The following is a 26060-nucleotide window of genomic DNA, read 5'->3' as shown; positions in this document are numbered from 1 at the left end:
AGAAAATGTGATAATGAGATAATTTGTATTTTTGTCACCTTGAGCAAAGTCGAAGAAATCTAAAATCTATCCCGAGACTTCGGGACTTAAATCTAAAATAAAAAATGTCAGCGATTTTAAAACTTAAGTTTTTCTTTGAAAAATATGGATTTCATGTTTCCTCTCGTCTTGCAGACAAATTAGGAATGCGTGTAACTAGCGTGCGATTGTTTTTTATTTATATATCGTTTGTTACAGCTGGTCTAGGCTTTGGAGTTTATCTGACTTTGGCATTCTGGATCAGATTAAAAGATTTAATCAGGGCAAAACGAACTTCTGTTTTTGATTTATAAAAAAAGCTCCAAATACTATTTGGAGCTTTTTTTATATGATGAAATTGATAATTATTCAGTTTCTGTATTGTTAAGTCTTGATCTTTTTTTGCTGTATCCAAAATAAACTAAGATACCAATTGCCAACCAGCCTAATGAAAGTAATTGAGCATCTAAACTCAAATTAATCATTAAATAAGTATTAATTGCAATTCCGCAAACAGCAATAATAGGAAGTGCAGGAACTTTAAAAGTTCTAGTCAATTGCGGTTGTTTTACTCTTAAAATCCATACAGCGATACAAACCATAGTAAAGGCAAATAAAGTTCCAAAACTTGTCATGTCGGCTAATTTGTTGATTGGTGTAAAAGCGGCAACAGTTGCTATAATACCTCCTAAAATAATTAAATTGGTTTTTGGAGTTCCAGAAATTGGATTAACTTTTGAAAAAACAGAAGGAATTAATCCATCTTTAGACATTCCCAAGAAAATTCTTGATTGCCCCATAATCATTACCATCAATACTGAAATTAAACCTACAGTAGCAGCAACAGTGATTATAAAACCAGCCCATCCTTGTCCTGCGATATCAAATGCATATGCAACAGGAGCTTTTATAGCTTCAGGATATTTTCCTAGCGGATTGAAATCTTGATAGTTCATCATTCCTGTTAATACAAGAGAAACAAGAATGTATAAAGTAGTACATATTAATAAAGAAGCAATAATTGCAAAAGGTACATCTTTTTTAGGGTTAATAGCTTCTCCAGCTTGAGTAGAAACTGCATCAAAACCTACATATGCAAAGAAAATTGCAGCAGCTCCAGAAACAATTCCTCCAATTCCATAAGCATTGTGAGTTGTTTCTTTTTCAATGATTTGAGTCGCTTCTGGAATAAATGGATGCCAGTTTGCAGTATTAATGAAGAAAAGACCAGCGATGATTACAAAGATTACTGCCGAAACTTTAAGAATAACAATTGCATTATTAGCTTTAGCAGCACTTTTTGTTCCTTTAATAAGTAATGAAATAACCAATATTACAATTAAAAAAGCTGGAAGATTCATTGAAAAACCTTCACCAGTATAACTCGCAGGATCGGTTGTAAGCCATTCAGGAAGCTTGATATGAAACATTTTAAGTAATTTGTTAAAATATCCGGACCAGGATACTGCGACGGTCATTGATCCCATTGCATATTCAAGTACTAATCCCCAGCCAATTATCCAAGCGAAAATTTCTCCAATTGTTCCATATGCATAAGCATAAGCTGAACCTTCTACTGGTAGAATTGATGCAAACTCAGAATAACAAAGAGCAGCAAAAACACAGGCAATACCTGCGATAATGAATGAGATAGCTAAGGCAGGACCTGCATGATAATAAGCTCCAGTACCAGTAAGAACAAAAATTCCTCCTCCGATAATAGCTCCAACTCCAATGGCAGTAAGGCTCCATTTTCCAAGAACTCTTTTTAAATCACTTTTTTTCATATCGGCTTCAAAAGCAGATATAGGTTTAACTCTCCAAATTGACATATAATTATATTGGTTTATTGTTATTAAGTTCCAAATGTATTGTTTTTTGTAAAAAATAAAAACAATTATAGAGTTTTAAGTTATAAAATGTTTAAAATATTCACAAATGTGAGATAAAACAGTCTTTAAGCCCGTACATTCCTCAGTCAAATTCACTTTTGTTTTTGGTTAATACAATTTCATGCTAAAAAATAATTTAGTAAAATTCTTACTTAATTAATACTTTTGATGCGCTTTAAAATTAAAGAATCATAGCAAATGAGAAATTATAGACCGTTAAAATCGTATTTCCAATTTACGCAACAGCAACGTACAGGCATAATTGGACTTTTTATAATTATAATTGCATTAGAGGTTTTGTATTTCACTGTAGATTTTAATTTGGCTGAGCAATCTTTTCCTGAAAAAGAACAATGGATGGCTTATCAATCTAAAATTGATTCTCTCAAAGAAATAAAGAATGAAAGGAAAGTAATGCAGTATTCTTTTAACCCAAATTTCATTTCAGATTATAAAGGATATAAGTTAGGAATGTCAGTTTTAGAAATTGACAGATTAATTGCTTTCAGAAAAGAAAACAAGTATGTGAATTCGGCGGAAGAATTTCAAGAAGTAACTAAAATATCTGATTCTTTATTAAAGGTGATTTCTCCTTTATTTAAATTCCCTGATTGGACTCGGAATAAATCAAATTTTAAAGTAGAGAAAAAAGAGTACGTTCAGAAAACAGATTTTAAGAAAGAAAAGATCATTATGTTAGATCTTAACCAGGCTTCACAAGAAGATTTGATTAAAATATATGGGATAGGTGAGGCTTTGTCACTGCGGATTTTAAAGCAAAAGGAAATATTAGGAGGTTTTGTTTCAATGGAACAAATGAATGATATATGGGGATTGTCGCCAGAAGTGATCAACGAATTGAATTCGCATTTTAAAATTGTAATTCCTAAAGATTTAAAAAAGATTGCAATAAACGATGCGTCATTAAAAGAGCTATCTCAGTTTCCATATTTTAAATATGCATTGGCAAAACAAATTATAACATATAGGAGTATGAATGGAAATTTTAATAATATTGAGGATTTGACAAAAATTAAAGATTTTCCTGTTGAAAAAGCAAAAATAATTAGTTTATATTTGGAGTTCTAAAAAAAGCCAACAATGAATTTTGATTATAACGAAACGCAGTCAATGATTGCTCAGTCTATTAAGGAATTTGCAGAAAAAAACATAAGACCTAATATTATGGAGTGGGATGAAGCTCAAATTTTTCCAGTTTCACTCTTTAAAAAATTAGGAGAAATGGGTTTTATGGGAGTTTTAGTGCCAGAAGAATTTGGTGGATCTGGATTAGGATATCATGAATACATTACAGTAATTGAAGAAATCTCAAAAGTAGATCCATCTATTGGTTTGTCTGTTGCTGCACACAACTCATTATGTACAAATCATATTTTGACTTTTGGAAATGAAGAGCAAAAGAAAAAGTATTTGCCAAAGTTGGCAACGGCTGAACATATTGGAGCTTGGGGGCTTACAGAGCATAATACAGGGTCTGATGCTGGCGGAATGAATACCACGGCAGTAAAAGATGGTGATTTTTGGATCATCAATGGTGCAAAAAACTTTATTACGCATGCTATATCTGGTGATGTTGCTGTTGTAATTGTGAGAACAGGTGAAAAAGGAGATTCAAAAGGAATGACGGCTTTTGTCTTAGAAAAAGGTATGGCTGGTTTTTCTTCAGGTAAAAAGGAGAACAAATTAGGGATGCGCGCAAGTGAGACAGCCGAATTGGTTTTTGATAATTGCCGAGTGCCGGACGCAAACAGATTAGGTGAAGTTGGACAAGGATTTGTTCAAGCAATGAAAATTTTAGATGGTGGCCGAATTTCTATTGGAGCATTGTCATTAGGAATTGCAAAAGGAGCTTATGAAGCAGCCTTAAAATATTCAAAGGAGAGACATCAGTTTGGCCAACCAATAAGCAACTTTCAAAGTATTTCGTTTAAATTGGCTGATATGGCAACCGAAATTGAAGCTTCAGAGCTATTGCTTCATAAGGCGGCATATTTAAAGCAACAACACAAACCAGTTACTACATTAGGAGCAATGGCAAAAATGTATGCATCTGAAGCGTGTGTGAAAATTGCCAATGAAGCAGTTCAAATACATGGAGGCTATGGTTATACTAAAGATTTTCCGGTAGAGAAATTTTATAGGGATTCTAAATTGTGTACTATAGGAGAAGGAACAACGGAAATTCAAAAATTAGTTATCTCAAGAAATTTGCTTAAAGAATAAAGATGAAACGCTCTATTCTCGTTAATCTAGGATCTACTTTCTTTTTTTTTCAAAAAATAATTCACAATTTATAATTGATAATCGATAATTAATTTTTACATTTGCAGCCTTAACGAGAGGAGGTGTCTATATTATGTTAATTATACCAATTAAAGACGGAGAAAATATCGATAGAGCATTAAAGCGCTATAAAAGAAAATTTGATAAAACAGGAACTGTTCGTCAATTAAGAGCACGTACTGCTTTTATTAAGCCTTCTGTTATCAAAAGAGCTCAAATTCAAAAAGCGGCTTACATTCAAGGCTTGAGAGATAGTTTAGAAAGTTAATATCAGCTTTTTTAAAAATAATTGCCGTTAGTAATCAGAAAATTTGATTGCTAGCGGTTTTTTTTATGCTTAATTTTGAAGCAACTGTAGTTGTGTTTTAAAAATGAATAATTGGTTTTGATGAAATCAAATAAAGATGCTTTTCGTGATTATCTTGAATTGGAGAAGAAATATTCTGCTCATACGGTTAATGCGTATTTGAGTGATGTCTCTTTTTTTGAGGATTTTAATAAAGTGCGTTTTGAGCAGGAAGTGATAGATGATGTGAATTATGGTCAAATCCGAAGCTGGATTGTTTCTTTGGTTGATGAGGGTGTTTCTAATGTTTCGGTGAATAGAAAAATGGCTTCTTTGAAAGCGTTTTATAAATTTCTTCTAAAAGCAAAACAAATTGAAGTGAATCCTATGTTGAAGCATAAAGCTTTGAAGACGCCAAAAAATGTTCAAATTCCTTTTTCGGAAAAAGAACTAGGGGATTTGATGCAGGGGATTGATTCGCCAACGGGTTTTGAAGAAGTGAGGGATAAGTTGATAGTTGATTTGTTTTATACAACCGGAATGCGAAGAGCTGAGCTGATAGGTTTGCGGCTTTATAATGTTGATTTGTCTTCGGGTGTTGTGAAGGTTTTGGGGAAAAGAAATAAAGAGAGAATTATTCCGCTGTTGCCAATTGTTCTTGATGGTTTGAAGGTGTATTTGAAGGAGCGTGCTGATGTTGAAAATATCTCAGATGCAGATTATTTTTTTATTTCAAAAAAAGGATTAAAATTGAGTGAATCTTTTGTGTATCGATTAATAAATTCTTACTTTAGTAGGGTCTCTGAAAAGGTGAAAAAAAGTCCGCATGTGCTTCGGCATACTTTTGCAACTCACTTGTTAAATAACGGGGCAGATTTGAATTCAGTTAAGGAGTTGTTAGGGCATTCGAGTTTGGCGTCTACACAAGTATATACTCATAATAGTTTGGCGGAGCTCAAAAAGACATATAATGATGCGCATCCTCGAAATAAATAATGATTTCTGAAATGTTTAACCCTAAAATTAGTATTATGAAGGTAGATGTTCATGCAGTTAACTTTACTGTTGACAGAAAATTGGTGGATTTTATTCAGGAAAGAATGGATAAATTAGAAAAATATTACGACCGAGTGGTGTCGTCAGACGTTTTTTTAAAAGTGGAGAGAACAAGTGATAAGGAGAATAAGGCGGTAGAGATAAAGATTAATGTTCCGGGAGATGATTTTTTGGTAAAAAAGCAGTGTAAGACTTTTGAAGAGGCGGTTGAGCTTTCGGCTGAATCGTTAGAACGTTTACTGGTAAAAAGGAAAGAAAAAATAAGAGCACATATATAATTGAAATTTTTTTCAAAAAATGTTTTGATTCAAAGATAAAATAGCTACATTTGCAGTCCGTTAGAAATAGCGGACTTTTTTAATGCATTCGCCGATGTAGCTCAGCTGGCTAGAGCAGCTGATTTGTAATCAGCAGGTCGTGGGTTCGAGTCCCTCTATCGGCTCAAAAATATTTCAAATGCGATTTGAAATTTGTTCTTTAGGATAATGGAATTTTAAAAATTAGGGGAGATACTCAAGCGGCCAACGAGGGCAGACTGTAAATCTGCTGTGTGAACTTCGCAGGTTCGAATCCTGCTCTCCCCACAAAAAAAAAGAAGTTTAGATGTAGATTTTAGGTTTTGGTTTTTTTTTAAATCTGAAATCTAAATTCAAAAATCTAAAATCAGAACTCTCTGCCGGTGTAGCTCAGGGGTAGAGTGCTTCCTTGGTAAGGAAGAGGTCTCGGGTTCAAATCCCGACATTGGCTCAAGTAAGTAGGAAATTGAAAATTAATATATAACTAAGATTAAAAATTAAGTAAAATGGCAAAGGAGAATTTTAATCGTTCCAAACCGCACTTAAACATAGGTACAATTGGACACGTAGATCACGGAAAAACTACATTAACTGCTGCAATTACAAAAGTATTGTCAGATGCTGGTTACTGTCAAGCAAAATCGTTTGATCAAATCGATAACGCTCCAGAGGAGAAAGAAAGAGGTATTACTATTAATACATCACACGTAGAGTATGAAACAGCTAACCGTCACTACGCTCACGTTGACTGTCCAGGTCACGCGGATTACGTAAAGAACATGGTTACTGGTGCTGCTCAAATGGACGGAGCTATCTTAGTAGTTGCTGCTACAGATGGTCCAATGCCACAAACTCGTGAGCACATCCTTTTAGGTCGTCAGGTTGGTATTCCAAGAATCGTTGTTTTCATGAACAAAGTGGATATGGTTGATGATGCTGAGTTGTTAGAGCTTGTTGAAATGGAAATTAGAGATTTATTATCTTTCTACGAATATGATGGAGATAATGGTCCTGTAGTTCAAGGTTCTGCTTTAGGAGGATTAAACAATGATCCAAACTGGGTACCTAAAATTATCGAATTAATGGAAGCTGTTGATGCTTGGATCGAAGAGCCGGTACGTGACGTTGCTAAACCATTCTTGATGCCAGTTGAGGACGTATTTACAATTACAGGTCGTGGAACTGTTGCTACAGGTCGTATCGAAACTGGAGTTGCTAACACTGGAGATCCTGTTGAAATCATTGGTATGGGAGCTGAAAAATTAACTTCTACTATTACAGGAGTTGAGATGTTCCGTAAAATCCTTGATAGAGGTGAAGCTGGAGATAACGTAGGTTTATTGTTAAGAGGTATTGATAAAGCTGATATCAAAAGAGGTATGGTTATTATTAAGCCAGGTTCAGTAAAACCACACGCTAAATTCAAAGCAGAGGTTTATATCTTGAAAAAAGAAGAAGGTGGACGTCACACTCCATTCCACAATAACTACCGTCCACAGTTCTACGTACGTACAACTGACGTAACAGGAGTTATTTCTTTACCAGCAGGTGTAGAGATGGTAATGCCAGGTGATAACTTAACTATTGAAGTTGCTTTATTAAGCCCAATCGCTATGAACGTAGGTTTACGTTTTGCTATCCGTGAAGGTGGTAGAACAGTTGGTGCTGGTCAGGTTACTGAAATCGTAGAGTAATTCTATAAATAAATAAAAAGCCAGTGACTTTCTTAATTGAAATCACTGGCTTTAATTACGGGCGTAGTTCAAGGGTAGAATAGCGGTCTCCAAAACCGTTGATGGGGGTTCGAATCCCTCCGCCCGTGCAATAAAAAATATATCAAATGACAAAAGTTACTAATTATTTATCAGAGGCTTTCGAAGAGTTAAAGTCAAATGTTACTTGGCCAGCTTGGGCTGAGGTTCAAAAATTGACAATTGTTGTGGCTGTATTTTCGATTCTATTTGCTTTGGCAACTTGGGGAGTAGACGAATTTTTTGCAAAAGCTTTGGCTGGATTTTTTAACTGGTTAAAAGGGTAATTTTTTTGTGATGGCAGATAATAATGTGAAAAAATGGTACGTAGTTAGAGCGGTTAGCGGTCAAGAGAATAAAGTGAAAGCTTATATCGAGACTGAGATTGCGAGATTAGGTATGGAGGATTATGTTTCTCAGGTTTTGGTTCCTACTGAAAAAGTAGTAACTGTAAAAGATGGGAAAAAATCATCTAAGGATAAAGTGTATTTTCCTGGATATGTTATGATCGAAGCTAACTTGGTTGGTGAGATACCTCATATTATTAAGTCTATTACAAGCGTAATCGGTTTTTTAGGTGAAATTAAAGGAGGGGAACCTGTTCCTTTGAGATTATCTGAAGTAAATCGTATGTTAGGAAAAGTGGATGAGTTAGCTGTAAATACAGATACTCGTGCTATTCCTTTCAACTTAGGTGAAACTGTAAAAGTGATCGACGGTCCTTTTAATGGTTTTAACGGTACGGTTGAAAAAATTAATGAAGAAAAGCGTAAACTTGAAGTTATGGTTAAGATTTTCGGAAGAAAAACTCCATTGGAATTAAGTTTTATGCAAGTAGAAAAAGTATAATTTTTGTTACACTATAATAAACCATTGTAATCGCTTCCATTGATTACAGTGTTAAATTTTTTAAAAATGGCTAAAGAAATTAGTAAGGTAGTTAAACTACAAGTTAAGGGAGGTGCTGCGAACCCGTCGCCACCGGTTGGACCTGCTTTAGGAGCTGCTGGGGTTAACATCATGGAGTTCTGTAAGCAATTTAATGCTAGAACTCAGGATAAACCTGGCAAAATTTGTCCAGTGCAAATCACTGTGTACAAAGACAAATCATTCGATTTTGTTGTTAAGACTCCTCCAGCAGCAGTTCAGTTAATGGAAGCTGCAAAGCTAAAATCTGGTTCTGGTGAGCCTAATCGTAAAAAAGTAGCTAGCGTTACTTGGGAACAAATTAGAACTATCGCTGAAGACAAAATGCCTGACTTAAACGCTTTCACAATTGAGAAAGCTATGAGTATGGTTGCTGGAACAGCTAGATCTATGGGTATAACTGTATCAGGAGATGCTCCTTTTTAATTAAGAAAAAGACATGGCAAAATTAACAAAAAAGCAAAAAGAGGCTGCTTCAAAAATTGAAAAGAACAAATTATACTCTCTAAAAGATGCTGCGGCATTATTGAAAGTTGTTGCTTCTGCAAAATTTGATGAGTCTGTTGATATCGCAGTTCGTTTGGGTGTAGATCCAAGAAAAGCGAATCAAATGGTAAGAGGTGTGGTAACTTTACCTCACGGAACAGGAAAAGATGTTAAAGTATTAGCATTGGTTACTCCAGATAAAGAGGCTGAAGCAAGAGAGGCTGGAGCAGATCACGTTGGTCTTGACGATTACCTTCAAAAAATTAAAGATGGTTGGACAGATGTTGATGTTATCATCACTATGCCAGCTGTTATGGGTAAATTAGGTCCATTAGGTCGTATTTTAGGACCTAGAGGTTTAATGCCAAACCCTAAAACAGGTACTGTAACTATGGATGTTGCAAAAGCTGTTCAAGAAGTTAAAGCTGGTAAAATTGACTTTAAAGTTGATAAAACTGGTATCGTTCATGCAGGAATTGGTAAAGTTTCTTTTGGAGCTGAGCAAATTGTTGACAACGCACACGAAATTATTCAAACATTAATAAAACTTAAACCAACTGCTGCTAAAGGTACATACATTAAAGGTATTCACCTTACAAGCACTATGAGTCCTGCTATTGCATTAGACCCAAAAGCAGTATAATTGGTAGTTAAAAATTTTTAGTATGACTAGAGAAGAAAAATCAATCGCGATTGAAAATTTAACTGCGCAGTTAGCTGGTACAAATATCATTTATATATCTGATATTTCTGGTTTAAACGCAGAGACAACTTCAAACTTACGTAGAGCTTGTTTTAAAGCGGGTATCAAATTAGAAGTTGTAAAGAACACTTTGCTTGCAAAAGCAATGGAAGCTTCTTCTAATGATTATGGTGATTTACCAACAGTTTTAGCTGGTAACAGTGCTATCTTTATTTCTGATGTTGCTAACGCGCCTGGAAAAATTATCAAAGATTTCCGTAAGAAATCTGATAAACCACTTTTAAAAGGAGCTTACATCAACTCTGAAGTATATATTGGAGATAACCAATTAGATGCATTAGCAACTATTAAATCAAAAGAAGAGTTACTTGGAGAACTTATTGGATTATTACAATCTCCAGCTCAAAGAATTATTTCTGCTTTACAAAACAAATTCGCAGGAAGCGAAGAAGAAGGAGCAGAGTAATTATCAATGTAAGAAAGAATACTTTCTTACTGCTTAATTAGCGCACAATAAATAAATTATATTTTTTACAAATCATTTTAAACGATAGAAAAAATGGCAGATTTGAAACAATTCGCAGAACAATTAGTTAACTTAACAGTTAAAGAAGTTAACGAATTAGCAACAATATTAAAAGACGAGTATGGTATCGAGCCTGCTGCTGCAGCTGTAGTAGTTGCTGCAGGTGGTGGAGAAGGTGCTGCTGAAGAAGCACAAACTGAATTTACAGTTGTATTAAAAGAAGCTGGTGCTTCTAAATTAGCAGTTGTGAAATTAGTAAAAGAACTTACAGGTTTAGGTCTTAAAGAAGCTAAAGATGTAGTTGACGGTGCTCCAAGCAACGTTAAAGAAGGTGTTTCTAAAGAAGAGGCTGAAGGTCTTAAGAAAGCATTAGAAGAAGCTGGAGCTGTAGTTGAATTAAAATAATTCAACTCGGTTTTAAGAACTAGGTTTAGGTCCTGAGTTAACACTCAAAGGCCTAAACCATTTTTCGTATAATAAAATACATTAAATTTTATTATCAAATAGTTTAATATACGAAAGAGTTTTTGATCAATACGAAGAAAAAAAATTGAACTGAATTAATCGTTTTATTTTTAAAGATGTATTGATTTTAAAAAGAAAGTATAAACTACGCAGTGTGTTTTTACACAAAAAAATTACTTTTTTTTAATCAAAATTTTGTCCATTGATGATAACAAATCAGACTGAAAGATTGAATTTTGCCTCTACAAAAAACATTCCTGACTATCCGGATTTCTTGGATGTTCAGGTTAAATCTTTTAAAGATTTCTTCCAATTAGAAACGAAATCTGACGAAAGAGGCAACGAAGGGTTATACAATACCTTCATGGAAAACTTCCCAATTACAGATACAAGAAACAACTTTGTATTGGAATTCCTAGATTATTTTGTTGATCCGCCACGTTATACAATTCAAGAATGTATAGAGAGAGGTCTTACTTATAGTGTGCCTTTAAAAGCTAGGTTAAAACTATACTGTACAGATCCAGAACATGAAGATTTTGAAACAATTGTACAAGATGTTTATCTTGGAACAATACCTTACATGACTCCAAGTGGTACTTTTGTAATCAATGGTGCCGAGCGTGTTGTAGTATCACAATTACACCGTTCTCCTGGGGTTTTCTTTGGACAGTCATTCCACGCAAATGGAACTAAACTTTATTCTGCAAGAGTAATTCCTTTTAAAGGATCTTGGATAGAATTCTCTACCGATATCAACAGCGTAATGTACGCATATATCGATAGAAAGAAAAAATTACCTGTTACAACTTTATTCCGTGCTATCGGTTTCGAAAGAGATAAGGATATCCTTGAAATTTTCGACTTAGCTGAAGAAATTAAAGTTTCTAAAACTGGTATTAAGAAATATATTGGAAGAAGACTTGCTGCACGTGTATTGAACACATGGCACGAGGATTTCGTAGATGAAGATACTGGAGAGGTAGTTTCTATCGAACGTAACGAAATCATCCTTGATCGTGATACAATTATCGACAAAGATAATGTTGAAGAGATCATCGATTCTAACGTAAAATCTATTTTGTTGCACAAAGAGGATAACAATCAAGCAGATTATGCTATTATCCACAACACGTTACAAAAAGATCCAACAAACTCTGAAAAAGAAGCTGTAGAGCACATTTACCGTCAGTTGCGTAACGCTGAACCGCCTGATGAGGAAACTGCTCGTGGTATTATAGATAAATTGTTCTTCTCTGATCAACGTTATAACTTAGGTGAAGTTGGTCGTTACAGAATGAACAAAAAGTTAGATTTAGATATCCCTATGGATAAGCAAGTGCTTACTAAAGAGGATATCATTACAATCGTAAAATATTTGATCGAGTTGATCAACTCTAAAGCAGAGATTGATGATATCGATCACTTATCAAACCGTCGTGTTAGAACAGTTGGTGAACAATTGTCTCAACAATTCGGTGTTGGTTTAGCACGTATGGCTAGAACTATTCGTGAGAGAATGAACGTTAGAGATAACGAGGTGTTTACACCAATTGATTTGATCAATGCTAAAACATTATCATCAGTTATCAACTCTTTCTTTGGTACTAACCAGTTATCTCAATTTATGGATCAAACGAATCCATTAGCTGAGATTACACACAAAAGAAGACTTTCTGCACTTGGACCAGGTGGACTTTCGAGAGAGAGAGCTGGTTTCGAGGTTCGTGACGTTCACTATACTCACTATGGTCGTTTATGTCCGATTGAAACTCCTGAGGGACCAAACATTGGTTTGATTTCGTCTCTTGGTGTTTATGCAAAAGTAAACGGAATGGGATTCATCGAAACTCCATACCGTAAAGTAACTAATGGTGTCGTTGATTTAGAAAGTACTCCAGTTTACTTAAGTGCTGAAGAAGAAGAAGGTAAAATGATTGCTCAGGCAAACATTGAAATGGATGCTTCAGGTAAAATTACAGCTAGCAATGTTATTGCTCGTGAGGAAGGTGACTTCCCGGTTGTTGAGCCATCAGTAGTTCATTATACAGACGTTGCTCCTAACCAGATTGCATCGATTTCTGCATCTTTGATTCCTTTCTTGGAGCATGATGATGCGAACCGTGCGTTGATGGGATCAAACATGATGCGTCAGGCAGTTCCTTTGATCCGTCCTGAAGCGCCAATCGTAGGTACAGGTTTAGAGCGTCAGGTAGCTTCAGATTCAAGAGTATTAATCAATGCTGAAGGGCATGGTACTGTTGAGTATGTTGATGCAAATATCATTACTATTAAATACGATCGTACAGAAGACGAGAGAATGGTTAGTTTTGATGCTGATGAGAAAACGTACAACCTTATTAAATTTAGAAAAACCAATCAAGGTACAAGTATTAACTTGAAGCCAATCGTAAGAAAAGGTGACAGAGTTATTCCTGGACAAGTATTGTCTGAAGGATATGCTACTCAAAATGGTGAATTAGCTTTAGGTAGAAACTTAAAAGTTGCGTTCATGCCATGGAAAGGGTACAACTTCGAGGATGCGATTGTAATTTCTGAAAAAGTAGTTCGTGATGATATTTTTACATCTATCCACGTTGATGATTATTCATTAGAGGTTAGAGATACTAAGTTAGGAAATGAAGAGTTAACAAACGATATTCCTAACGTTTCTGAAGAAGCTACTAAAGATTTAGATGAAAACGGTATGATTAGAATTGGAGCAGAGGTTAAACCTGGCGACATTTTGATCGGAAAAATTACACCAAAAGGAGAATCAGATCCTACTCCAGAGGAGAAATTGCTTCGTGCAATCTTCGGGGATAAAGCAGGTGATGTAAAAGATGCTTCATTAAAAGCTTCTCCATCTTTACATGGTGTAGTTCTTGACAAAAAATTATTTGCAAGAGCCGTAAAAGATAAACGTAAACGTACTCAGGATAAAGATGCTTTAGGCGCTTTAGAAATGGAATTCGAAACTAAATTTGTTGAATTAAAAGACAGATTGGTTGAGAAATTATTCTTGATCGTTAACGGAAAAACATCTCAAGGTGTAATGAATGATTTGGGTGAAGAAGTTTTACCAAAAGGTAAAAAATATACTCAAAAAATGCTTTACGCAGTAGAAGATTTTGCTCACTTAAGTAAAGGTCAATGGGTTGCTGATGATGCTACAAATAAAATGGTTAATGATTTAATTCATAACTATAAAATTAAGCTGAACGACTTACAAGGAGCTTTAAGAAGAGAGAAATTCACTATTACAGTTGGAGATGAATTACCATCTGGAATCTTGAAATTGGCTAAAATCTATATCGCTAAAAAACGTAAGTTAAAAGTTGGTGATAAAATGGCGGGACGTCACGGTAACAAAGGTATTGTTGCTAGAATCGTTCGTCACGAAGATATGCCTTTCTTAGAAGATGGAACACCGGTAGATATCGTATTGAATCCACTTGGGGTACCTTCACGTATGAACATTGGTCAGATTTATGAGACTGTTCTTGGATGGGCTGGTATGAACTTGGGTAGAAAATTTGCTACTCCAATCTTTGACGGTGCTTCTCTAGACGAAATCAATGCTTTGACTGATGAGGCTAATGTACCACGTTTCGGACATACCTATCTTTATGATGGTGGAACTGGAGAGCGTTTTGCGCAAAAAGCAACTGTGGGTGTAATTTACATGCTTAAATTAGGACACATGGTTGATGATAAGATGCACGCACGTTCTATCGGACCATACTCATTGATTACGCAACAACCACTTGGAGGTAAGGCTCAATTTGGAGGTCAGCGTTTTGGAGAGATGGAGGTTTGGGCACTTGAGGCTTATGGAGCTTCTAGTACACTACGTGAAATCTTAACTGTTAAGTCTGATGACGTTATTGGTAGAGCTAAAACTTACGAAGCTATCGTTAAGGGAGAAACTATGCCAGAACCAGGTTTACCAGAATCATTCAATGTATTAATGCACGAATTGAAAGGTCTAGGATTAGATCTTCGTTTGGAAGAATAATGTTTTAGTATTCAGTGTTCAGTATTTAGTAATCAGTGATAAACTGAACACTAAATTCTGAATACTGAACACTTTTTTATAAAAGTTTTTAAAGATTTATACCCGTAACCCGTTCCGATTTTTTATAACAATGCAAAGCATTTTATAACTAGCACTTCAAATAAGAATTTGAGGTTTAGAGAAGTAACCCGAGGTAGTAGCTGAATGATTAACTCTTATTTTTTTAAGAGTAGATTATAAATCTAAATTCAATTTTTTAATTGCAAATAAATCAATAGTAAAAACTATGATGAATAACAGAAACAATAAAGATAAGAATCCAGTAAAAAGATTTAACAAAATTTCTATTGGATTGGCTTCACCAGAATCTATCTTGAAAGAATCAAGAGGAGAGGTTTTAAAGCCAGAAACTATTAACTATAGAACTCACAAACCAGAGCGTGACGGACTTTTCTGCGAAAGAATCTTCGGACCAGTAAAAGATTTCGAATGTGCTTGTGGTAAGTATAAAAGAATTCGTTACAAAGGTATCATCTGTGACCGTTGTGGTGTTGAAGTTACTGAGAAAAAAGTACGTCGTGATAGAGTAGGACACATCAACCTTGTTGTGCCAATTGCTCACATCTGGTACTTCCGTTCTCTTCCAAACAAAATTGGTTATATCCTTGGTCTTCCATCTAAGAAATTAGATATGATCATTTACTACGAAAGATACGTAGTAATCCAAGCTGGTATTGCTAAAAATGCTGATGGAGAATCTTTACAAAGATTAGATTTCTTAACTGAAGAAGAATATTTGAATATTTTAGATACTCTTCCACAAGAAAACCAATATTTAGATGATTTAGATCCAAATAAATTTGTTGCCAAAATGGGAGCAGAATGTATTATGGATTTATTAGCTCGTATTGACTTAGATGCTTTATCTTATGAATTAAGACACAGCGCTAACAACGAGACTTCTAAACAAAGAAAAACTGAAGCTTTAAAAAGATTACAAGTTGTTGAGTCTTTCCGTGAGTCTAACGAAAACCGCGAAAACCGTCCAGAATGGATGATTATGAAAGTGGTTCCAGTTATTCCACCAGAATTACGTCCGCTTGTGCCACTTGATGGAGGTCGTTTTGCAACTTCAGATTTGAACGACTTATACCGTCGTGTAATCATCCGTAACAACCGTTTGAAAAGATTAATGGAGATTAAAGCTCCAGAAGTTATCTTAAGAAACGAGAAACGTATGTTGCAAGAATCTGTAGATTCATTATTTGATAACACTCGTAAAGCTTCTGCTGTTAAAACAGAATCTAACAGACCATTAAAATCATTATCTGACTCATTAAAAGGTAAGCAAGGACGTTTCCGTCAAAACTTACTTGGAAAACGTGTGGATTATTCTGCTCGTTCGGTAATTGTTGTTGGTCCAGAGTTAAAATTATATGAGTGCGGATTGCCAAAAGATATGGCTTCTGAATTATACAAACCTTTCGTTATCCGTAAATTGATTGAAAGAGGTATTGTTAAAACAGTAAAATCTGCTAAGAAAATCATTGACAAAAAAGAGCCAGTAGTTTGGGATATTTTAGAAAATGTAATTAAAGGACACCCAGTTTTACTGAACCGTGCTCCTACTTTGCACAGACTTGGTATTCAGGCTTTCCAGCCAAAATTAATTGAAGGAAAAGCAATCCAGTTACACCCATTAGTATGTACGGCTTTCAACGCCGATTTCGATGGTGACCAGATGGCGGTTCACTTACCATTAGGACCAGAGGCTATTTTAGAGGCACAATTATTAATGTTGGCTTCTCATAATATTCTTAACCCTGCAAATGGTGCTCCAATTACTGTACCTTCTCAGGACATGGTCTTAGGTCTATACTATATGACCAAAGAGCGTATTTCTACAGAAGATCACATTATTTTAGGTCAAGATTTGACTTTCTATTCTGCAGAAGAAGTAAACATTGCTTTGAACGAAGGAAGATTAGAATTAAATGCTCGTGTGAAAATTAGAGCAAAAGATTTTAATGACGCTGGAGAATTAGTGTACAAAATCATTCAAACAACTGCAGGACGTGTATTATTTAACGAAGTAGTACCTGAAGCAGCTGGATATATCAATGACGTATTGACTAAGAAAAACCTTAGAGATATTATCGGACACATTTTAAGTGTGACTGATGTACCTACAACGGCTGCTTTCTTGGATAATATGAAAGATATGGGGTATAAATTCGCATTTAGAGGAGGTTTATCATTCTCTTTAGGTGATATTAGAATCCCAGAACAAAAAACGAAGTTAATTGCAGATGCCAGAGAGCAAGTTGAAGGTATCTCAACTAACTATAACATGGGTCTTATCACAAATAACGAGCGTTACAACCAAGTTATTGACGTATGGACTTCAGCAAATGCGCAGTTAACAGAATTAGCAATGAAAAATATTAGAGAAGACCAGCAAGGTTTCAACTCTGTATATATGATGCTTGACTCTGGGGCGAGGGGTTCCAAGGAACAGATTCGTCAGTTAACTGGTATGCGTGGTTTGATGGCTAAGCCTAAAAAATCTACTGCTGGTGGTGGTGAGATTATTGAAAACCCGATTCTTTCTAACTTTAAGGAAGGTCTTTCGATCCTTGAGTACTTTATTTCTACTCACGGTGCTCGTAAAGGTCTTGCGGATACGGCTCTTAAAACGGCCGATGCTGGTTACTTAACAAGAAGGCTTCATGACGTTTCTCAAGATGTTATTGTTAACATCGAAGATTGTGGAACTTTAAGAGGTGTTGAAGTTGCGGCATTGAAGAAAAATGAGGAAATCGTTGAATCTTTAGGAGAGAGAATTTTAGGACGTGTTGCATTGCAAGACGTTATTAATCCTCTTACTAATGAAGTAATGGTTCAATCTGGTCAACAAATTACTGAAGCAATTATGAGAACTATCGAAGCTTCTCCAATTGAAAAAGTAGAAGTTAGATCTCCATTAACTTGTGAAGCTTTAAAAGGTATTTGTGCTAAATGTTACGGTAGAAACTTAGCTACTGGTAAGATGACACAAAGAGGTGAAGCTGTCGGAGTTATTGCAGCTCAGTCTATTGGAGAGCCAGGTACACAGTTAACACTTCGTACGTTCCACGTTGGAGGGGTTGCTGGAGGTATCTCTGAAGAATCTAGTATTGTTACAAGATTCGCAGGTAGACTTGAAATTGAAGATTTAAAAACAGTTAAAGGAGAAGACGGAGAAGGTAACTCTGTTGATATCGTAGTTTCACGTTCAACTGAATTAAAATTAGTTGATGAGAAAACTGGAATTGTTTTAAATACACATAACATTCCTTACGGATCTAGTATTTTTGTTAACGATGGAGATACTGTTGCTAAAGGAACTGTAATCTGTAAATGGGATCCATATAACGGTGTAATTGTTTCTGAGTTTACTGGTAAGATTGCTTACGAGGATTTAGAGCAAGGACAATCGTTCATGGTTGAGATCGATGAGCAGACTGGTTTCCAAGAAAAAGTAATTTCTGAGGCTAGAAACAAAAAATTAATCCCAACTTTATTAGTTTATGGTAAAGAAGGTGAATTGATTCGTTCTTACAACTTACCAGTAGGTGCACACTTAATGGTTGAAAACGGAGAGAAAATTAAAGCAGGTAAAGTATTAGTAAAAATCCCACGTCGTTCTTCTAAAGCAGGCGATATCACGGGAGGTTTACCAAGAATTACTGAGCTTTTAGAAGCTCGTAACCCTTCAAACCCAGCAGTTGTATCTGAAATTGATGGTGTTGTATCTTTCGGAAAAATTAAAAGAGGTAACCGTGAGATCGTTATCGAATCTAAATTTGGTGAGATTAAAAAGTATTTAGTTAAACTTTCTAGCCAAATCTTAGTACAAGAAAATGACTTCGTAAGAGCGGGAGTTCCATTGTCTGACGGTGCAATTACACCAGATGATATCTTAAGAATTCAAGGTCCAGCTGCTGTTCAACAGTACTTGGTAAATGAAATTCAAGAGGTTTATCGTTTACAAGGGGTAAAAATTAATGACAAGCACTTTGAGGTAGTTATTCGTCAAATGATGCGTAAAGTAAGAGTTCAGGATCCAGGTGATACTTTATTCTTAGAAGACCAATTAATTCACACTAAAGATTTCATCGTTCAAAACGATAAATTATACGGTATGAAAGTAGTTGAAGATGCTGGAGATTCTTCAGTATTGAAACCAGGTCAGATCATTACACCTCGTGAATTGCGTGATGAAAATTCATTATTGAAACGAAATGATAAAAATCTTGTTGTAGCAAGAGACGTAATTACTGCAACTGCAACGCCAGTTCTTCAAGGTATTACAAGAGCTTCGTTACAAACTAAATCATTCATTTCTGCGGCTTCATTCCAGGAGACAACGAAAGTACTTAACGAAGCTGCAGTAGCTGGTAAAGTAGATGATTTAGAAGGATTAAAAGAAAATGTAATTGTTGGACATAGAATTCCTGCGGGAACTGGTATGAGAGAATACGATAACACGATCGTAGGATCTAAAGATGATTACAATGAAATGATGGCTAATAAAGAAGAATACATTTATTAATTAGGGAAACTATGAGTAATCCGAAACAACAACAAGAGCAAATCAATATTGAGTTAGACGAAACTGTCGCAGAAGGAATTTATTCTAATCTTGCGATTATAAATCACTCATCATCAGAGTTTGTTTTAGATTTTGTAAGCATTATGCCGGGTATTCCTAAAGCCAAGGTAAAGTCAAGAATTGTTTTGACACCACAACATGCTAAAAGATTATTGAGAGCAATAGGTGAAAATATCCATAGATTTGAGGCCGCTCACGGTGAAATCAAAGAGACGGAACAAGCACCAATTCCGCTTAATTTTGGTCCTGCGGGACAAGCATAAATTCAAAAGCCCCAGTAATGGGGCTTTTTTTTATCACGCATTTTTTTGACATTGCAGTTTATCCGATTTAATCGGTATTTCATCGACTAAATTTCTCCCTTCTTTAAGATTGAAGTATTTTAGTAGAACCTAATTAGAAAAAAAATATTTGGGAATAATGAACTTAGTAAGGTTGTGTTAATTCAAATAAAAAAAAGCGCTATAGTTATATAGCGCTTTTTTTATATGTCAATTGTAGTAAATTAATCAAACTCAGAAGTGAAAAATAATTTCACACTTGGATATTTACTCTGTGTCATTTGAATTGTAAAATCAGAATCGGCCAAGAATACTAATTGTCCGTATTTATCATGAGCAAGGAATTTTTGCTTAATTCGCTTAAATTCTTTGAATTCTTCATTTTTAGCATCATCCGGTTTTACCCAACATGCTTTATGTACAGGGAAGTTTTCATAAGTACACTTCGCACCATATTCGTGTTCTAAACGATATTGGATAACTTCGTACTGAAGCGCTCCAACAGTTCCAATTACTTTACGATTGTTCATTTCTAAAGTAAATAACTGTGCCACACCTTCATCCATCAACTGATCAACACCTTTTTCTAATTGCTTAGCTTTCATTGGGTCAGCGTTATTGATGTATCTAAAGTGCTCTGGAGAGAAACTCGGAATTCCTTTAAAGCTCATTATTTCGCCTTCAGTTAAAGTATCTCCAATTTTGAAATTTCCAGTATCGTGTAAACCAACAATATCTCCAGGATATGAAATATCTACAATTTCTTTCTTCTCAGCGAAAAAAGCATTCGGACTAGAGAATTTTAAATTTTTCTTTTGGCGAACGTGGTAATAAGGTTTGTTTCTTTCGAAAGTTCCAGAAACAATTTTAATAAACGCTAAACGGTCACGGTGTTTTGGATCCATATTAGCGTGGATTTTAAATACAAAACCAGACATTTTTTCTTCAGCTGGATCAACCAAACGAGTTTCAGAATCTTTTGGTCTTGGAGATGGAGCGATTGTAACAAAACAATCTAACAATTCACGAACTCCAAAATTATTTAAAGCTGAACCAAAAAATACAGGCTGAATTTTTCCATCTAAATAATCCTGACGCTCAAATTTAGGATAAACTTCATCAATCAATTCTAATTCTTCACGAAGTTTTTCGGCAGCTTTTTGACCCACAATTTTATCTAGTTCTGGATTATTTTGAACATCAGAGAAAGCAATTGTTTCTTCAATATTTTTACGACTGTCTCCACTGAAAAGATTAATGTTTTCTTCCCATAAGTTGTAAATCCCCTGGAAATCATACCCCATTCCGATAGGAAAACTTAATGGAGTAACTTTTAGACCTAATTTTTGTTCTACTTCATCCATCAAATCGAAAGCATCTTTACCTTCTCGATCTAATTTGTTGATGAAAACAATCATCGGAATGTTACGCATTCTACAAACTGCAACTAATTTTTCAGTTTGTTCCTCAACCCCTTTTGCAACGTCAATTACAACAATTACGCTGTCAACAGCAGTTAAAGTTCTAAAAGTATCTTCAGCAAAATCCTTGTGTCCAGGTGTATCAAGGATGTTGATTTTTTTATCTTTATAATTAAAAGCAAGCACAGAAGTTGAAACCGAAATACCTCTCTGGCGTTCGATTTCCATAAAGTCACTCGTTGCTCCTTTTTTAATTTTGTTGTTTTTTACAGCTCCCGCTTCTTGAATAGCACCTCCAAATAACAATAATTTTTCAGTTAAAGTTGTTTTACCGGCATCGGGATGCGATATAATTCCGAACGTTCTTCTGCGTTGTATTTCTTTTAAAAAGCTCATATTTCGTATAAATAGGTTGCAAAAGTACTATTAAATACGGCTTTATAAAAATATTCACTTCTTAAATTTGGGAAGTCTTTATTTATTAGGATGTTTTTGTCAAAAAAAATAAGGCTGTTTTGTAACAGCCTTACCATATCATTCTAAATTACTGATTAATTGACCAAATTGAATATCCTTTTGGAGGACATTGAATTTTTACCCATTTATCTGCTTGAGTTGTTGGATACCAAGTTGAGTTTCCTGTAAAATCCTTAATTTGCGTGTTGGCCCAATTCGTCTGAATCCATCTTTCTTGCCAAACATCAGAATTGTTAATGTAAACTACTAGTCCCGGATTCCCGTTGTATCCATTTCTTCGCGCTAGATATTCATCATTATCAGAATATAATATAGAAGTTGTTCCGGTTGCTTTGTTATTGTGAATCCAGATCAGATTGTTCAATTTGTTTTTATCCAGCCATTCTTCATAATCTCTGTAGAAAATTGTTGGATATCCTTCATGCGTTAATATATAAGAGTAAGCCAGCATTTTGCTCCAAATTTCATCTGTATCATGATTGGTTACAAAAGTCACTGCTTTGTAAGGATTACGTTTCCACATCATATCGTCATTTAAAAGAGCAAGATTATTTCCGTCAAAAGCATCATTCATTTTGTAATAGCAAGCAAAATCAAAGACAGAGCTATTAGCATTGTTTGCCCAGTCATTTAACACGTTTACATTTGAATCCCATAATTCTCCAACAGAAAATCCGCCAACATTAGCATTCCAAGCATTTACAACCCAAGCTCCAAAGCCTTTTACGTAGTCGAATCTCCAACCGTCAAATTTCATGGTATTTTTGTAATATTTACCAACTCCATCAGCGCGTAACCACAGCCAGTCTTTTACATAAGGATCTGCATGGCATAAATCTGGAAATCCTCCAAACGAACCTTCATCATTATTGCCAAAACTATTTTTGTAGAAATTAGCATAAGTACGCTTGAATTTTCCCGAAGCAACTCCGTTAAAATTTGTCCAAGTATTTGTTCCCGTAAACGGATTTGCTTCAGATTGTCCGCCGCTGTTATGATTAATTACAATATCAGCATATACTTTCATATTTTCAGTATGCGCTTTTGTAATTAAGTTTACTAGTTCGGTTTTGGAACCAAAACGAGTTTCGGTAGTTCCATTTTGATTATAATCTCCAAAATCAAAATAGTCTGTCGGGTCATAACCCATTGAAAATGCTCCGTTTTGCGCTTTTGAAGCTGGAGGAAGCCAGATTGAGCCAATTCCGGCATTGCCCCATGCAGTGACTTTTCCACTCACAGAGTCCCACCAAGTTCCTCCGGCTGGAACGTCCCAGTAGAAAGCTTGCATCATAACACCTCCACCCGGATTATCGACATATTTTCCAGTTGGCGACGATTTTGAAATACCTGTACTAAAGGGTTTTCCATCGTGATGTGTGACATTAATAATTTCAAATTTCTGACTCTCTGCTTTTGAATCAGTTTCTAATGTTTCATTTTGTGAACATGAACATAAAAATGCTGTAATCATGCCCAAGTACAAAAACTTTGTTTGTGGTTTTTTCATAATAGATTTGGTTAAAAAAAAGTTAGTAAAATTGTAATTATATAATTTAGGGGCTTTAAAACGGCTTTATTCTTATTTTTTGACTTCAAAAATTATTAATTACGCACGAATGTAGGTTTTTTTTGATTCGATTTGTTTTTGCAAGAAAATAGTTATACAACGAAAACGTTATAGTGTTAAAAACTTTTTTTATAGCGCTTATAATTAAAGGCTTGCATTTTTAGAGAAAAAATAGTTTCAAGTAATTATCTATTTCTTGTTTCCATAATTTAATCGATGAAAAACCGTTTCTCATTTTTAAATTAAAAGATAATCTCTATAATTTTTTGTTAATAGTATAGGCGATAGTTGTATTATGTAATTGAATTGTTATTTTTGTTCGTTATAAGCAAAAGAGCTAGAGTTTAATTGTTTACTGCTTTGGAAGTTTCGCTTTTAAAATAGGACGATTAGGGGTTTAGTTTTTTAAAAAACGATAATTCTAAAAACAAGATCTTTACATTTAAATTAAATCTAAAATAATGTTATTAAAAAAATTACAGCTAAAAACAATTGATTACAAGCTTGTATTGACAATGTGTTTTTTACTTTTTTTCAGCTCAATGGTTTCAGCGCAGGAGATTATTCCAGATGCTGTAGCGCAAAAACCAGCTGAAGTCCCTGTTGGAAGACAAAAAATTGACGGTATTATTGCTACCGTTGGAGATTATATTGTTTTAGATTCAGATATTGATAAAGGCTTTTTAGAAATTACAGCCCAAGGAGGTTCTGTAAAAGATATTACAAGATGCCAAATGTTGGGTAAACTTTTAGAAGATAAATTGTACGCTCACCAAGCGATTCAAGATAGTATTATTGTTAGTGATGCCGAGGTTAGAGGGATGATGGAAGACCGTTTGAACTATATGGTAAAACAGGTTGGAGATATTAATAAAGTGGTTGAATACTACAAGAAAAGTTCTGTTGAAGAATTCAAAACGTATTTTGCAGACATCTTAAAAGAGCAAAAATTAGCTTCAGAAATGAGAGACAAAATCATTAAAGAGGTTGAAATTACTCCTGAGGAAGTTCGTAATTTCTTTAAGAAAATACCAAAAGAGGAATTGCCAACTTTTGGAGCTGAAATGGAAGTAGCACAAATTGTTGTTGAACCAAAAGTTTCAAAAGAAGACAAGCAAAAGGTAATTGATAGATTAAATGCAATTCGTCAAGATGTTATAAATGGTTCGAGTTTTGCAACAAAAGCTGTTTTGTATTCGCAAGATCCAGGATCATCTTCTAACGGAGGTTATTATAAAATGACAAGAAAAACTCCTTTTTTGAAAGAGTTTAAAGATGTCGCTTTTAGTTTGCAAGAAGGTGAAATTTCACAACCTTTTGAAACCATTTATGGATTTCATATTATAATGGTTGACAAAATTAAAGGTCAGGAAGTTGAATTGCGTCATATTTTGATTTCGCCAACTGTTTCTGAAGCTGCATTGAAAGAGGCAAAAGAAAGAATCACGAACATTCGTAATAAGATTATAAGTAAAGAGGTTACATTTGCAGATGCTGCAAGAACAGAATCTGATGAAAAAGAAACAAGAGCAAATGGAGGTACATTAGTAAATCCTAATACTCAGGATACACGTTTTGAATTAACTAAAATGGATCCGCAATTATATAGCCAAGTTTCGAATTTGAAAGATGCCGAAGTTTCTCAGCCACTTTTAAATGTAGATGAAAAAAGCAGTAAAAAAACGTATAAAATAATCACGGTTACAAACAGAATTAATGAACATACCGCTGATTATGCAATGGATTATACAAAAATTAAAGATTTAGCATTAAAAGAAAAACAAATTGAAGCAATCGCAAAATGGTTTGATGCTAAGATTAAAGATACTTACATTAAAATTATTGGCGAATACAGACAATGTAATTTTGCTAATAATTGGCTGAAAAAATAATTTTTATTAAATAAATAAAAGAGTTAGTTTTATGAATCCATAGAGCTAACTCTTTTTTAATTTAAAAACATACTTAAATGTCTGACGTAACAGCAATTCATAATTTAGTTCAAAAACGAAACGAGTTAAAATCAGAAATAGCAAAAATAATTGTAGGCCAAGATGCAGTAGTTGATCAAATTTTGCTGTGTATATTTTCAGGAGGACATGCTTTGTTAATTGGTGTTCCAGGTTTGGCAAAAACGTTAATGATAAACACTTTGTCTCAAGCATTAGGTTTAGATTTTAAAAGAATTCAGTTTACGCCAGATTTAATGCCTTCGGATATTTTAGGAAGTGAAATTTTAGATGAAAACAGACAATTCAAATTCATAAAAGGACCAATTTTCTCTAATATTATTTTGGCCGATGAGATCAACAGGACACCGCCAAAAACGCAGGCCGCTTTGCTTGAAGCAATGCAGGAACGTTCTGTAACCATTGCCGGACAGAATTACAAATTAGATTTGCCTTATTTTGTTTTGGCAACTCAAAACCCAATTGAGCAGGAAGGAACGTATCCGTTGCCAGAAGCACAGTTAGACCGTTTTATGTTTGCGATCAAATTAGAATATCCAACTTTTGAGGAGGAAGTTCAGGTTGTAAAACGTACAACATCTGACGTTAAAACAACAATTAATGCATTATTTTCAGCTCAGGAAATTATTGATTTTCAACATTTGATTCGCAGAATTCCGGTAGCAGATAATGTAATTGAATATGCCGTTACATTAGTAAGTAAAACACGTCCAGATAATAAGTTGGCAAATGATTTTGTGAAAAATTATTTAGATTGGGGTGCGGGACCGAGAGCTTCTCAAAATTTAATTTTAGCAGCAAAAGCACATGCGGCTTTTAACAGTAAATTTTCTCCGGATATTGAAGATGTTAAAGCAGTTGCAGTTGGAATTTTAAGACACAGAATTATTAAAAACTACAAAGCAGATGCTGAAGGAATAACAGAAGAAGTTATTATTCAGAAGCTGTTGTAACTATTA

21 protein-coding genes and 4 tRNA genes are annotated in these 26060 nt (G+C 34.7%); 22 read left to right on the top strand and 3 right to left on the bottom strand.

Annotation, left to right across the window (positions count from 1 at the left end):
• Positions 1-104 precede the first annotated feature (104 nt).
• Positions 105-332, top strand: a complete 228-nt coding sequence (locus tag RB619_RS17320) for a PspC family transcriptional regulator (RefSeq protein ID WP_007810860.1) — start codon at positions 105-107, stop codon at positions 330-332.
• Between the two features lie 51 nt (positions 333-383).
• Here the strand turns inward: RB619_RS17320 and RB619_RS17315 are convergent, their stop codons facing one another.
• Complete coding sequence (locus RB619_RS17315) at positions 384-1850, bottom strand: amino acid permease (protein ID WP_308099765.1); 1467 nt, start codon at positions 1848-1850, stop codon at positions 384-386.
• 258 nt (positions 1851-2108) lie between these two features.
• On the opposite strand from RB619_RS17315, the gene RB619_RS17310 reads away from it, so the two are divergent.
• From RB619_RS17310 to RB619_RS17220, 19 genes are all read left to right on the top strand, one after another.
• Complete coding sequence (locus RB619_RS17310; protein WP_308099763.1) at positions 2109-2999, top strand: helix-hairpin-helix domain-containing protein; 891 nt, start codon at positions 2109-2111, stop codon at positions 2997-2999.
• Between the two features lie 12 nt (positions 3000-3011).
• Positions 3012-4154 carry an acyl-CoA dehydrogenase family protein gene (locus RB619_RS17305; RefSeq protein ID WP_308099761.1) on the top strand — a complete coding sequence of 381 codons (1143 nt, stop codon included), beginning with the start codon at positions 3012-3014 and terminating at the stop codon, positions 4152-4154.
• 133 nt (positions 4155-4287) lie between these two features.
• The gene (rpsU, locus tag RB619_RS17300) at positions 4288-4482 is read left to right on the top strand and encodes a 30S ribosomal protein S21 (RefSeq protein ID WP_115889621.1); all 195 of its coding nucleotides are present in this window, start codon (positions 4288-4290) and stop codon (positions 4480-4482) included.
• A gap of 120 nt (positions 4483-4602) precedes the next feature.
• Positions 4603-5496: a tyrosine-type recombinase/integrase gene (locus RB619_RS17295; protein WP_308099756.1), complete on the top strand. Its 894-nt coding sequence runs from the start codon at positions 4603-4605 to the stop codon at positions 5494-5496.
• Between the two features lie 35 nt (positions 5497-5531).
• Positions 5532-5834: a ribosome hibernation-promoting factor, HPF/YfiA family gene (gene hpf, locus RB619_RS17290; RefSeq protein ID WP_035652108.1), complete on the top strand. Its 303-nt coding sequence runs from the start codon at positions 5532-5534 to the stop codon at positions 5832-5834.
• Positions 5835-5924: 90 nt separating this feature from the next.
• Positions 5925-5998, top strand: a tRNA-Thr gene (locus tag RB619_RS17285).
• Positions 5999-6059: 61 nt separating this feature from the next.
• Positions 6060-6140 (top strand) — tRNA-Tyr (locus RB619_RS17280).
• Between the two features lie 91 nt (positions 6141-6231).
• Positions 6232-6303 (top strand) — tRNA-Thr (locus RB619_RS17275).
• A gap of 55 nt (positions 6304-6358) precedes the next feature.
• Positions 6359-7546, top strand: coding sequence for an elongation factor Tu (tuf, locus tag RB619_RS17270; protein WP_026730432.1), 1188 nt, complete (start codon positions 6359-6361; stop codon positions 7544-7546).
• 57 nt (positions 7547-7603) lie between these two features.
• A tRNA-Trp gene (locus RB619_RS17265) sits at positions 7604-7674 on the top strand.
• Positions 7675-7692: 18 nt separating this feature from the next.
• Positions 7693-7890, top strand: a complete 198-nt coding sequence (secE, locus tag RB619_RS17260; RefSeq protein ID WP_008466927.1) for a preprotein translocase subunit SecE — start codon at positions 7693-7695, stop codon at positions 7888-7890.
• A 10-nt stretch (positions 7891-7900) separates the two neighbouring features.
• Positions 7901-8452 (top strand): transcription termination/antitermination protein NusG, encoded by a 552-nt coding sequence (gene nusG / locus RB619_RS17255; protein WP_089053852.1) that lies wholly within the window; start codon positions 7901-7903, stop codon positions 8450-8452.
• Between the two features lie 66 nt (positions 8453-8518).
• Positions 8519-8956 carry a 50S ribosomal protein L11 gene (gene rplK / locus RB619_RS17250; protein ID WP_008466923.1) on the top strand — a complete coding sequence of 146 codons (438 nt, stop codon included), beginning with the start codon at positions 8519-8521 and terminating at the stop codon, positions 8954-8956.
• Between the two features lie 13 nt (positions 8957-8969).
• Entirely contained in the window at positions 8970-9659 is a 690-nt protein-coding gene (rplA, locus tag RB619_RS17245; RefSeq protein ID WP_012024013.1) for a 50S ribosomal protein L1, read from the top strand.
• A gap of 22 nt (positions 9660-9681) precedes the next feature.
• On the top strand, positions 9682-10185 hold the full coding sequence (gene rplJ, locus RB619_RS17240) for a 50S ribosomal protein L10 (RefSeq protein WP_308099748.1): 504 nt from the start codon (positions 9682-9684) through the stop codon (positions 10183-10185).
• 93 nt (positions 10186-10278) lie between these two features.
• Entirely contained in the window at positions 10279-10650 is a 372-nt protein-coding gene (gene rplL / locus RB619_RS17235) for a 50S ribosomal protein L7/L12 (RefSeq protein WP_026730429.1), read from the top strand.
• Between the two features lie 265 nt (positions 10651-10915).
• Positions 10916-14728: a DNA-directed RNA polymerase subunit beta gene (rpoB, locus tag RB619_RS17230; protein WP_179001095.1), complete on the top strand. Its 3813-nt coding sequence runs from the start codon at positions 10916-10918 to the stop codon at positions 14726-14728.
• A 286-nt stretch (positions 14729-15014) separates the two neighbouring features.
• Positions 15015-19322: a DNA-directed RNA polymerase subunit beta' gene (gene rpoC, locus RB619_RS17225; RefSeq protein ID WP_308099744.1), complete on the top strand. Its 4308-nt coding sequence runs from the start codon at positions 15015-15017 to the stop codon at positions 19320-19322.
• An 11-nt stretch (positions 19323-19333) separates the two neighbouring features.
• Positions 19334-19645, top strand: a complete 312-nt coding sequence (locus RB619_RS17220; protein ID WP_008466913.1) for a DUF3467 domain-containing protein — start codon at positions 19334-19336, stop codon at positions 19643-19645.
• 242 nt (positions 19646-19887) lie between these two features.
• Here the strand turns inward: RB619_RS17220 and RB619_RS17215 are convergent, their stop codons facing one another.
• The gene (locus RB619_RS17215; protein WP_308099741.1) at positions 19888-21480 is read right to left on the bottom strand and encodes a peptide chain release factor 3; all 1593 of its coding nucleotides are present in this window, start codon (positions 21478-21480) and stop codon (positions 19888-19890) included.
• Positions 21481-21628: 148 nt separating this feature from the next.
• Positions 21629-23071 carry an alpha-amylase gene (locus RB619_RS17210; protein WP_308099739.1) on the bottom strand — a complete coding sequence of 481 codons (1443 nt, stop codon included), beginning with the start codon at positions 23069-23071 and terminating at the stop codon, positions 21629-21631.
• Positions 23072-23592: 521 nt separating this feature from the next.
• Between RB619_RS17210 and RB619_RS17205 the strand changes: the two genes are divergently transcribed.
• The gene (locus tag RB619_RS17205) at positions 23593-25023 is read left to right on the top strand and encodes a peptidylprolyl isomerase (protein WP_308099737.1); all 1431 of its coding nucleotides are present in this window, start codon (positions 23593-23595) and stop codon (positions 25021-25023) included.
• A 77-nt stretch (positions 25024-25100) separates the two neighbouring features.
• On the top strand, positions 25101-26054 hold the full coding sequence (locus RB619_RS17200; RefSeq protein ID WP_308099735.1) for a MoxR family ATPase: 954 nt from the start codon (positions 25101-25103) through the stop codon (positions 26052-26054).
• Positions 26055-26060: the final 6 nt, after the last annotated feature.

This window comes from Flavobacterium sp. LHD-80 (genome assembly GCF_030929605.1).
Classification (GTDB): domain Bacteria; phylum Bacteroidota; class Bacteroidia; order Flavobacteriales; family Flavobacteriaceae; genus Flavobacterium.
The sequence above is the reverse complement of the archived record's forward strand: the minus strand, read 5'-3'. Positions and strand labels throughout refer to the sequence as shown.